Annotated in this window: 5 protein-coding genes and 1 pseudogene; all 6 read right to left on the bottom strand. The window is 68.5% G+C overall.

The window, feature by feature from the left end; genetic code table 11:
- Positions 1–2,551: pseudogene (locus AC2W7C_RS10230) on the bottom strand (hypothetical protein); the annotation flags it as partial.
- Complete coding sequence (locus AC2W7C_RS10235; RefSeq protein WP_486001349.1) at positions 2,521–2,634, bottom strand: hypothetical protein; 114 nt, start codon at positions 2,632–2,634, stop codon at positions 2,521–2,523. The gene AC2W7C_RS10235 and the pseudogene AC2W7C_RS10230, both read right to left, overlap by 31 nt.
- Complete coding sequence (locus AC2W7C_RS10240; protein ID WP_486001350.1) at positions 2,628–3,200, bottom strand: hypothetical protein; 573 nt, start codon at positions 3,198–3,200, stop codon at positions 2,628–2,630. The genes AC2W7C_RS10235 and AC2W7C_RS10240 overlap by 7 nt, the downstream gene beginning before the upstream one ends.
- Positions 3,201–3,253: 53 nt before the next feature.
- Entirely contained in the window at positions 3,254–5,818 is a 2,565-nt protein-coding gene (locus AC2W7C_RS10245) for a hypothetical protein (protein ID WP_486001351.1), read from the bottom strand.
- Complete coding sequence (locus AC2W7C_RS10250; RefSeq protein WP_486001352.1) at positions 5,805–6,599, bottom strand: hypothetical protein; 795 nt, start codon at positions 6,597–6,599, stop codon at positions 5,805–5,807. Before AC2W7C_RS10250 ends, AC2W7C_RS10245 begins: the two co-directional genes overlap by 14 nt.
- A 546-nt stretch (positions 6,600–7,145) precedes the next feature.
- Positions 7,146–8,031 (bottom strand): HlyD family type I secretion periplasmic adaptor subunit (locus AC2W7C_RS10255; RefSeq protein WP_486001353.1); only part of this gene is annotated, 886 nt, incomplete at its 5' end.

Raw genomic sequence — 8,031 nt, forward strand, 5'->3', positions numbered from 1 at the left:
GCAGCCGCAGCGCCGCCACCACCGCCGGGTCCACGTCCGTCGCCGTCGGCGCCTGGCGGAGCCGCGCGATCTGGCGCGCCACCTCCTCGGCGAACAGCCCGTCGTGGTCGCTGAAGTCCGCCCGCTGCACCTCGACCGTCTCCGATCCGAAGCCCACCTCCACGTCGTCGATCGCGTCCGAATCCGACGACCGCTCGGCCAACCGCTCGCCGATCACGCCCGACCAGCCGCCGCTGCGGCGCACGCCCTCCGCCAGCAGCTGTTCGGTGATCAGCCGCCCCAGTTCGGCGTCCGACGACCCGTCGCCCCACGCCGCCCGCAGCGCCTCCAGGCTCAGCCCCTCCGCCCCGATCAGCTTGCGTCCCAGCTCCACGTCATAGGCCTGGCCGGTCCGCCCGGAAGCCCAGGTGAACGACAGGGTGTTGTGCACGAAACTGTCCCCGCCCGAGGTCTCGTAGCTCGATCCCGTCGGCGTTCCGCCGAGGTTGATCTCGACGATCCCCGCCTCGTCCAGCGTCTTCAGCTCGCCGGACGTCGAACGCCCGTTCTGGTTGGCGTCCACCCACAGCTTCAGCCGCGACCAGCCCTCGTCGGCGCTGCTCAGCTTGCCGTCGCCGTTGGTGTCCCAGGCTCGCAGTCCCTCCAGATCGGTCTTGGCTCCCGCCTTGTCGCCCAGGAAGCTGATCTCCGAGCTCCGGTTGATCTGCCCGTCGCCATCCCGATCCACCGCCAGCAGGCCGTCCGTCGGCCCCACCCACGAAGTCCGCGCCAGATAGCCCGACGCCAGCTTCGACACGATGCTGGACTGGTCCACCCCGATCAGGTCCAGGCCGTCGCCCTGCAGGTCCAGCACGATCGGCGGCCAGCCGCTGGTGTACGACGTCACCCACTCGATGTTCAGCTTGCGCAGGTCGACCCACGAGCCGCCCGCGTTGATGAACTCCACCCCCGCATAGGACCGCGCGCCCGTCGACACGTTCTCGTAGCGGATCGCCCCGTTGACCACACGAACGTAGTCCGTGACCTGGTGGGCCTCCAGCGCCGGGTTCGCGTCCTCGGCGATGCCGATGTACAGGTCATTGCCCACCACCTTGTAGATCACGTCGTCGGCCGCGACGTTTGGCCCGAACACCACCGTGTCCTCGCCGCCCGCGTCCGTCACCGTGTCCCGGCCCGAGCCCCGCTCGAACGCGAACTGGTCGTCGCCCACCGAGGTCGAGATCCAGTCGTCTCCCGCCCCGCCGATGATGACGTTGCCCTTGTCCTCCCACACCCCGCCCGAGCCGAAGATGGTGTCGTTTCCCGCCTGGCCCGCGATCAGGTCGTAGTACCCCGCCAGCCCGTTGATCGTGTCCGCCCCGGTCGTCCCGCCCCCGATCACATGGTGAATCTGCGACAGGTCCAGCTGACCCCCGCCCGCCATGTCCAGAATCTTCAAGCGGTTGTTGGTGGCGGCGCCGGCGTTGGCGGCGAAATTGCCGACCATGCGCACGTAGTCCCCGGGCCCGTAGTAGATGTCTAGGAAGCCGCCAGTTCCGCCCGCGTAGCTGAAGGTCAGGCTGTTGAAGCCGACCTCCGAAGAGAAGGACACGGTGTTGGCGTCGACGTTGTCATCGTAGACGTAGTCGATCCCGTCGCCGGACGAGAAGTAATAGGTGTCCGCGCCGCCGCCGCCCGACAGGGTGTCCGATCCCTTGCCCCCGGTCAGGAACTCGGAACCGGCCGTCATCGTGATCTGATCGGCGCCGTCCGTGCCCAGGATGTGCTCGACGCCGGTCAGGGCATGGGTTCCGGTCGTGCCGTCCGCGGCCCGCCAGGAGGCCACGCCGCCCGAGATGGACAGGCCCAGCACCGTCGCGCCTCCGGAGGTTCCGGTGACGAACCCCATCGAATAGTCCGCGGTGTCCATGCCGTCGCCGCCGACGTAGGTGTCGGCGCCCTTGGTGGCCACGAACCAGTCATCGCCGTCGCCGCCGTCCAGCCGGTTGGCGCCCGCGTCGCCGCGCAGTTCGTCCGCGCCGCGCGACCCGGTCACGTTCTCGATGGACGAGAAGGTGTCGCCCTCGGCGTCGCCGCCGAAACCCTCGTTCTGGGCCAGATCGACGAAGACCGGGGCGCGGGAGCCAGCGTAGCTGGCCGTGTCGCTCCCGTCGCCGCCCACTAGGCTGTCCGCGGCCAGGCCGCCCTCGAGCACGTCGTCGCCAGCACCGCCCGACAGGACGTCCGAGCCCGCGCCGCCCGACAGGCGGTTGGCCTGGCCGTCGCCATACAGCTTGTCGCCGTAGCGAGTGCCGATCACGTCCTCGATGCCAGCGTAGATGTCGCCGAAGACCGTCGAATAGCCGAAGGTGTCGGACGCCTGCCCCATGGTGAAGGTCACCGCCTGGGTCCATCGCTCGAACGACAGGGCGTCCCGACCGGCGCCGCCTTCCAGGATGTCCTGGGCGCCGTCGTTCTGGTCGATCAGCAGCAGGTCGTCGCCGTCGCCGCCGACCAAGTAGTCCCACCCCGCGCCGCCGATCAGCAGGTCGTTGCCGACCCCGCCCAGCAGGGTGTCGCCGTCGGCGCGCCCGACAGGTAGTCGTCGCCGTTGTCTCCTTGCAGCTGATCCGCGCCGTCGCCGCCGATCAGCACGTCGTTGTCGTCGCCCCCCTGCAGGGTGTCGGCGCGGCGCCGCCGGACAGCCAGTCCCAGCCGCCGTAGCCCTGCAGGGTGTCGTTGCCCGAGCCGCCGATGAAGACGTCGTCGCCGCCGGTGTGAGTGTCGTACTGCGGGTCGGGCACCCAGGCCCAGCCAGGATAGGCGTAGTGCTCGGCGCTCGGATACGGCTCGGTGGGCTGAGGCGGCTCCTCCTCCCACTGCGGCGCCGAGGTCCGGTACCAGTAGCCGTCGGCGATCATCGTCGAGCGGAAGTCCGAGATCGTCACCCCGGTCGTCGAGGCGCTGCGATCGATAAAGTCCGAACTCGAGGTGTTCTGCGGGGGGTTGAGGCGGAAGCCGACCGCGTTGGGACCACCCGCATAGGTCTCCAGGAAGAAGTTGGTCACGTCGACCGACCGACCGTCGGCGGACGCCTGCGGCAGCAGGGTGAAGACGCCCTGGGTAGCGGAGGCGCCGAAGCCCAGCCGCAGGGCGTCGCCGACGCGGGTGAAGCTCAGATCCTCAAAATAGGCGCCGAAGGCCTCGACCCCGAAACTCATCAGGAAGCCGCGGACGCCGCCGAAGAAGTCGGAAGCCGCGAACTTGTCGAGCTTCAGCTCGGCTGAGCGCTGCAGGGTGATGATCCAGGGTTGGCGATCGCCTGATCCTGAAGGGCCTTGACGATCCGGTCGATCGTCGCGGCGTTGGCCGTGTAGGTGCTCAGCTCTGACGCGGTCAGGCCGTCCTCGCCGACCGCATACACCCGGTCCACGATCGCCTTGTTGCCGTCGTAGAAGGTCTTGTCCGCGAGATCCAAGGCGCCGTAGCCGCGCTCGATGTAGCCGTTAATCAGGCCTCGATCGGACGCATACTTACGATAATCTGCGGCGACTTGGAGATCGCCCAGCAGGGCGGTGAGACTGCCGCCCGCGAACCCGTTCAGCACCCGCTTGGCGAAGATGTCGCCGCCCACGACCTGGGTTTGGCTGATCGCCGCCATCACCCCCTTTTCGACGGCCTCGTCAGCCGAGGCGACATTGATCGTCGCCGTATAGGGCGTGTTGACTTGCACCCAGAGCTGCCCGCCGGTGTGGCCGAAGCTCGTCGTCGGCGTCATCGCGTAGGAATGGATCTGGTTGTTCGAATAGTAGTAGCCGTAGCGCGGCACGGCGTCGGAGCTGACGTCCGACTTCAGGACGCTGAGGAGGCCGTTCAGGGTGTCCCGGGCCGAGGTCGCCATCTGACGGACCAAGTCCAGATTGCCGCCGTTCGCCGCCGAGGACGCGCCCAGCACGAATTCGTCGATCGTGTAGTCCAGATAGGTGGTCGCATTGGCGGTGGGGACCTTGGGCTTCTTGCGCCCGAACAAATTGCCGATCAGCGCGCCCAGGACGAAGCCCACGAAGGCGCCGATGCCGGGCACGATGAGGTTGCCCAGCGCGGACGCCAGCTTTCCCGTGCCGAACACCGAGACGCCGATCTTGGCTATGGCGATATAGGCCCCGGCCGCCGAACCGATCGAGGAGAGCGCCGCGCCGGCCTGGGTCGTGGGCGTCACGACCATGGCGCCGAGGCGAGCGCCCAGGAAGCTGCCCACCGCGTTCAGGGCCATGACTCCGACGCCGCCGGACTTGAGAATGTCCGCCTTGCCGAAGCCGTCGAAGATGTTCGCCGACGTGGCGCCGGGCTGGCTCAGATTAGTTATGATCTTGCCGATCACCGTCGAGTTGACGGTGTTCAGCAGGTCGGCGCCGAAGCCCTCCAGCCCCAGCAACTGACCCAGTTCCGCGGCGAGGAAGGAGCTGATCGAGCCGATCGTGGCCCCCTTCACCCGCTGCCAGACGTCGGCGGTGAAATTGGCGGCGGTGGCGATCTCGACCTGGCCGGCCGCGTCGTAGTTGGCGCCGCCCGCGCCGGCGATCGTGAGAGCCAGACGTTCGCCGATCTCGCCCAGAACTGAACTGTACAGGATGCCGGCGGCGACGTTGCCCCGGCCCAGGACGTTGCCGACCGCTGAGAAGACGGTCGAGCCCAGGCCGGCCTCGAACTGTGCGTCTAGCGCGCGCCGCAACAGCTCCTGGCGTCGCTGGGTCTCGACAGGATCGAGGGCCTTCTCCTGAACACGACCGTCCCTGAACAAGTCGGCCAACGCGGCGCTGTCCAGGGAGGCCAGTTCGATCAGTCCGGATTCACCGAAGACGGCGCCGTTCAGGCTGGCGTCGGCGGCGCCGGCCCTCAGCTTCGCGATATCGGTGGTGGTCTTGCCGAACGCCGTCAGCATCGCCTCGATGTCCGCGACGCTGCGGCCGCTCGGGTTGGGCGGGAAGGTGACGCCTCCGATCGTCACCGACACGTCGGCCGAGAAGAACTCCAGGATTGTGTTGATCCTGGAGGGCAGGTTGCCCGACAGATAGGCGATCGTGATCGCCGCGAAATTGCGATCGAAGGGCGTATAGCCCGAGAAATTTCGGTTGCCGAAGATCGGGTTATGGGCCGTGTTCCCGACCGAGGCGGCGTAGTCCAGCCGACGCGTCTCGGCGACGGATAGGATATGGGCGGCAAGGCCCACGTATTGGACGGACGCTCGGATGTCGACTTCATCGATCATCGCGCGGATTTCCGCGTTGGCGGTCGCGCGCAAGAAGATGCTTTGAGCCTCATTGCGTTGGGCGAGGGTCGTGCGCGCGACCGCGCTCTTCGTGCGTGCGATCTCCTCGACGAACTTGGCCTCGACGTTGGTGATCAACCCCAGCGCCACAGCCCGGTTCATGATGCGAACGAAGTCGTTGCCCGCCGTCACCGGATCCGGATCGAAACGGTCCGCTCGGGGATGATACCCTTGGGCGATATCGTGCTGCAGCCGCCCGAAGGAACCGCCGCTTCCGCCAGTGGAGAACACCAGCTGATAAGGCGTGGCGTCAGTCGCAAGCTCGATGGCGGCGACGCCGTAGAGCATGATCAGCGCGGAATCTCTCGGATTGTAAATCTGCTGAGCATGTCCGCGATGGAAGCTGTTGGTGGAGAACCCGACGTTCAGGTACCAGTACCCCCGCTCCTGATTGACCCCGGCGGGAATGTTGACGTTCCCCGGGAAGTTGGGAATTCGATAGGCGTCCCGCCGGGCGTTGGCGTTTCGCAGGAAGGTTGATGTCGGGCTACCCGGGTCAACGGACGGCATTCGTCCCTCCTTTGGTGAGAATCAGGTTCAGGCAAAGTTCGGTGTCGTCCTTGGGCGGGACGCCGCTCGGGAGCGGGACCGATCGGGAGACGTCGCCCGCCGCGCAGGCCGCCGGCCGGGCCGGGGCCGCAGTCACGTCGAAGAGGATGACCACGCCGTCGACCCCCTCGCCGCGCTCCTTCACGACGAAGGCGTAGACGTCGCGCGGGACGTCGCAGAGCAGGTAGCGAAGCACGATCGCGCACCCGGCGAGGTCCGGGACGCTGGAGGCGATGTCCGACGAAAGGCCGCCGGAGAACACCGGCAGCCAGGAATATTCCTCGGCGCAGTCCTGATCGCAGTCGTTGTTCAGCGCCGCGGCGGCGAACCGCCGGCCGGCGACATCGAAGCCTTCGCTCGCCGCAAAGGGCAGGTTTCCCGATTGGCGCGGCGGCTCCGCGGGTCGCAAGACCCGCGGCTGGGCCGATCCGTCGCCGGTCGGATCGACGGAATCGAGCGGCAGGACGCCGCTCCAGGCGCGACCGGCGGCGGGCAGGCCGCCCTCGAAACGGCGACCTGATGCGGCGGCGTCCTGCGCGAAGACGACGACTGGCGCGCGGGCCAGCCGGGCGATTCGATCCAGGCCCTCATAGCTATCGTAGCCGGCGTAGCCGCGGCTGTGAAAGCTCGTGGCGAAGAAGGCGGCCGTGCGCGGCGCGGCCGTCTTCGACAACGTGGTCACGGTCACCAGGACGGGCTTGTTCGGCGGGACGACGGGGGGCAGGCTCGCCTCCTGCTCCATGCAGGCCGTCGCGACCAGACCGGCCGCCAGACCGGAGAAGAGTCGTCCGCGCCGACCGCCGACGCTGGGTCCCGGAACTGAACGCGGCCCAGCGGGCGACCTGCACATCTACGTCATCCTCCGATGGCCAGTGAGCCGGACGCCGCGAAGCCTGTCTACCCTCCCTGCGCGAAAAATTCGCGTCAGGGGCAAAGACCGCGCGACGATCGATGAGGCAACGCTCGCAGGCCGGGACGACGCGACGTCAGCCGATCGCAGGGCTTTCCGCAGACACCGAACGGTCGACCGCGCCTCCCACGGCGGACAAGCCAAGATTGCGACGCGGCGCGCACGCCCTCGGCCGAACGCCTTGCCCGGAATCCGTCAGTCGGCCAGCCACTGGAGTGTGAACTTCCAGCGTTAAGCGGCGGCGTCGACGGCCATGAGTTGGGCGGGGTCGTTCTCGCCGAGCGCTTCCAGATCGCGCCGCCGGCGCCCGGGCGGGGCGACCGGCGATCATTCGACGCCGCCTTGCCGGCCCGAACTCATCGGGACGAGGCCTCCCCCTTACCGTTCCCGCCCGGCCGTCTGCACCGCCCGAGCGATCGGCGACAACAGGAAGTCGATCACCCGCCGGCGACCGGTGACGATCTCGACGGTGGCGGCCATGCCCGGCTGCAGCACGGCCTCCTCGCCCGGCCCCAACCGGAGCTGGCGCGAGGTGATCCGGATGCGCGCCGGGAACACCAATCCGCGGCGTTCGTCCACTATCGCATCGGGCGAAATATGCTCCAGAACGCCGGTCAGACTCCCGTATCGGGTGAATGGATACGCCTCCAGCTTCACGACCACCGGCGCGCCACGTCGCGCGAAGCCGACGTCGCGGTTCAGGATCAGCGCCTCGACGACCAGGTCTTCGCCCTCGGGCACGATGGTGATCAGCGATTGGCCCGCCTCGGCCACCTCGCCCAGGGTGGTCACCGACACCTCGTTGACCGTGCCGGCGACGGGGGCGGCGAGACGCTGCAGGGCCTGGCGCTGGTCGGCCTTGGTCAGGCTTTCGGTGCGGGTGGCGACGATGGCCTCCGCTTCCGCCTTCTCGCGCGCCGCCTCCCCCCGGAAGGCCTCGACCGCCTGTATCCGCTCGCGGTCGATCAGGCTGACCTGCGACCGCGCCTCGCGCTCGCGGTGCCGTTCGGCCGCCAGTTCCCGGCTCAGGGCGATGTAGCGCTCCTCCTGCTCGAGCACGCGCAGGCGCGGGGCCAGGCCCCGGCGCTCGAGGTCCTGGCGCGCGGTCAGCTGCTGCCGAGTCAGAGGCAGGGTCTCTTCATAGCGGGCGACATTCTCGGCCGAGGTCAGGGCGGCCGACACCGCCCCCGCCCGGCGCGCCTGCAGGCCCTGCAGGCGGGCTTCGTACTCCCGTATGCGGGCGTCGACGACCTGGCGCTCGGCG

The sequence above is a fragment of the Brevundimonas sp. CURTG3B2_SDJG genome (genome assembly GCF_057364705.1).